Annotated in this window: 2 protein-coding genes; both read left to right on the top strand. The window is 73.0% G+C overall.

The genetic code is table 11. The annotated features are described in order from the left end of the window. Positions 1-216: 216 nt before the first annotated feature. Entirely contained in the window at positions 217-849 is a 633-nt protein-coding gene (locus tag ACOV8S_RS13420) for an RNA polymerase sigma factor (protein ID WP_448318054.1), read from the top strand. Between the two features lie 111 nt (positions 850-960). Next, complete coding sequence (locus ACOV8S_RS13415; protein WP_448318053.1) at positions 961-1,809, top strand: DUF4397 domain-containing protein; 849 nt, start codon at positions 961-963, stop codon at positions 1,807-1,809. Positions 1,810-1,938 lie beyond the last annotated feature (129 nt).

The raw sequence follows: 1,938 nt of genomic DNA, 5'->3' as shown, positions 1-1,938 counted from the left end.
CGCCCCCGTCCACCACCTCGCGAAGCTCCTCGTCCATCGTCCGCACCTCCTGTCACTCGCGTCCATCTTACGACGCACAAACGACGCATGTTGAGCGCGTCGAATTCACTCACAAGACTGACGAGCACGAGCCGGTGGCGAGGACGCACGCACCGTCCTGGCCCGCTCCGCGGGCGGCTTGGTCGCCCGCACGGCGCAGACGGCAGGAGGAACAGAATGACCACCACGTTCACGCGGGACGCCGGCCTCCGGCCCCCGGGCTCCGCACTTGGGGCCCGGCCGTCGGTCGAGGAGGACGAGGCGGAACTCGTCCGCGGACTGCGTGCGGCCGACCAGGACGCGTTCGCCGCCGTCTACCGGCGCTGGGGCCCCCTCGTCCACACCATGGCCACCCGCTCGCTCGGCGACTCCCACGAGGCCGAGGACGTGACGCAGCAGGTCTTCCTCGGCGCCTGGCGCGGCCGCGACGGCTACCACCCCGAACGCGGGTCGCTGGGTGGCTGGCTCGTCGGCATCACCCGGCGCAAGATCGTCGACGCCCTGGCGGCGCGGACCAAGCGGCCCGCCCCCCTCGACACCGTCGGGCAGGGCGACGGGGACGTCGTCGGGCGCCCCGCCGGCGCGCCCGACGACGTCCTCGACCGGGTGCTCCTGGTCGACGCCCTCTCCCGGCTGCCCCACGGCCAGCGCGAGGTGCTGTGCATGGCCTTCTATCAGGACCTGACCCAGGCCGGCATCGCCGAACGCACCGGCCTCCCGCTGGGCACCGTCAAGAGCCACACCCGCCGCGGCCTGCACCGCCTGCGCGCGGCGATCGAGCAAGGGGTCACCGTCGGCAAGGAGGGGTAGTCGGGCGAATTGAGAAATATGTCCGCCGTGTGCATCCGTACGGGATGCCGCGCGCGAACCCACATCGAGACCGCGCGAGAACGCGCGGACCTCCGAGAAGGGATGATTGCCATGACCGTCCGCACCCCCTTCCGCCTCGCCGCCTCCGCCGGTGCCTGCGCTCTCGCCCTCGGCGTCGCCGCCCCCATGGCCGTGGCCGCCGACGACAGCGACAAGGCGGCCGAGACGGCGAAGGTGTCCGTCTTCCACGGTGTGCCGGGGATGACCGTCGACGTCTACGCCAACGGCGACCGGCTGCTCGGCGACTTCAAGCCCGGCACCGTCACCCAGCCGCAGGACCTGACTGCCGGAACCTACGACATACAGCTCTTCAAGGCCGGCCAGGGGCCCGACGGCACCCCCGCCCTGGAGAAGACGGTCAAGGTGCCCGAGGGGGCCAACGCCACCATCGCCGCGCACCTGTCCGCCGACGGCAAGCCCATGCTCACCACCTTCACCAACGACACGTCGAAGATCGACGCCGGCAAGGCCCGCCTGACCGTGCGGCACGTGGCCGCGGCCCCGGCGGTGGACGTCCGGGCCGGCGGACAGGCCGTGTTCGAAGGGCTGACGAACCCGAACCAGGCCTCCACCGTGGTGGACGCCGGGACCGTCTCGGCCGACGTGACGCTCGCCGGCACCGACACCGTGGCGATCGGCCCCGCCGACCTGAACCTCAAGGAGGGCAGCGACAACATCGTCTACGCCTGGGGCAGCGCGAACGACAAGAACCTCGCCCTGGCGACCCAGACGCTCAGCGGCATGGGCAGCACCCCGAAGGCCGTCCCCGCGGGCGGCGCCCAGGCCGCCGGAGCCGTGCAGAACTCCCCGGACGCCTGGCTGGCCTGGGCCGCCGTCACCGGCGCGGTCACCCTGACCGGCGTCCACCTCGTCCGCCGCGCGGCGGAACGCCGTGGGTGAGCGGACGGGCCGCTTCGTCACCCTGGCCACGACGATCGCCGCCCTGGCGGCGGTCGTCGCGGTCGAGGAACGGACAGGACAGGTCCAGGCGGTGCCCGACTTCGGGCCCGCCCTCGCCGACCTCCCGGC

The organism is Streptomyces sp. CO7 (genome assembly GCF_053474865.1).
Note: the sequence above shows the minus strand (reverse complement) of the source record. Positions and strands in the feature narration are given on the sequence as shown.

Excerpts from the sequence above, each read along its gene's own strand:
- ACOV8S_RS13420 (WP_448318054.1), top strand. The coding sequence starts at position 217 with ATGACCACCACGTTCACGCGGGACGCCGGCCTCCGGCCCCCGGGCTCC.
- ACOV8S_RS13415 (WP_448318053.1), top strand. The coding sequence starts at position 961 with ATGACCGTCCGCACCCCCTTCCGCCTCGCCGCCTCCGCCGGTGCCTGC.